Consider the following 799-nt stretch of genomic DNA (forward strand, 5'->3'; position numbering starts at 1 on the left):
CCGAGATGAAGACGCGGCGGGGATTTTGTGTGTCGTGGCCGCGATATCCCTTGTCGACATAGGCCCGTTCGATCGGGCAGCCGGTGAGGCTCTCGGTGCGCTCGATGACGTCGCGAAGGGTGTGACCGTCGCAGGGGTTGTCCGGCAGCGAGCAGGCGTGGAGCACGAACAAGCCGCCGGGAGCTCTTTGGTTGTTGGTGACGATGGATGCCTTCACGCCGAACTCATAGGGCGCGGCGGCCTTGCCCTTGCCGATGCACTCGACCTCCGGAGCATGGAATTCAGCTTGAAGCCGCGCTGGCGCTGCTGCTGCGAGCGGATCTGGGTGGCTCGGCTCAGCGGCAGGGCGAATGCCTCCTCCAGTGCGGGCTGGCCCTCGGTCTTGCGGCGAATGTCGCGGGTGATCCGGCCCAGCCGGCTGCGCAGAAGGCGCAGCTGTCGCTGATGCCGGTTGAATTGTTTGGCATGAGCGTAGCGGCCCGCCATCATTGCCGCGCTTTTGGCCACGCGAACATAGGATTGCCGGAGCCTGACCCCGTGCTTCCTCGCCAGGCGGTTCAACCCGCGGATCGCTGCATGCAGCAGCTTGGCGTCGGTCGGAAAGCTGATGGCCTTCGGTTGGACGGTCGTGTCGACCGTGACCCGCTTGAGGTCCTGGCTGCGCAACGCACCGCTCGCGTGCGCCACCCGAAGGCTCTCGGCCAACAACCGCTCCAGCTTGTCGCCGAGCCGCTTGCGCCAGTGGCTCAGGTCTGAGCGCTCATGCGGGAAAACGTGCTGGAAAAACTCTTCGCCGGTG

Annotated in this window: 1 pseudogene; it reads right to left on the reverse strand. The window is 65.6% G+C overall.

Going from position 1 to position 799, the window contains the following annotated elements:
• Positions 1-799 (reverse strand): annotated as a pseudogene (locus tag QJT78_RS51760) (IS5 family transposase); the annotation flags it as partial.

The organism is Bradyrhizobium sp. Mp27 (assembly GCF_029953005.1).
GTDB classification, from domain to species: domain Bacteria; phylum Pseudomonadota; class Alphaproteobacteria; order Rhizobiales; family Xanthobacteraceae; genus Bradyrhizobium; species Bradyrhizobium barranii.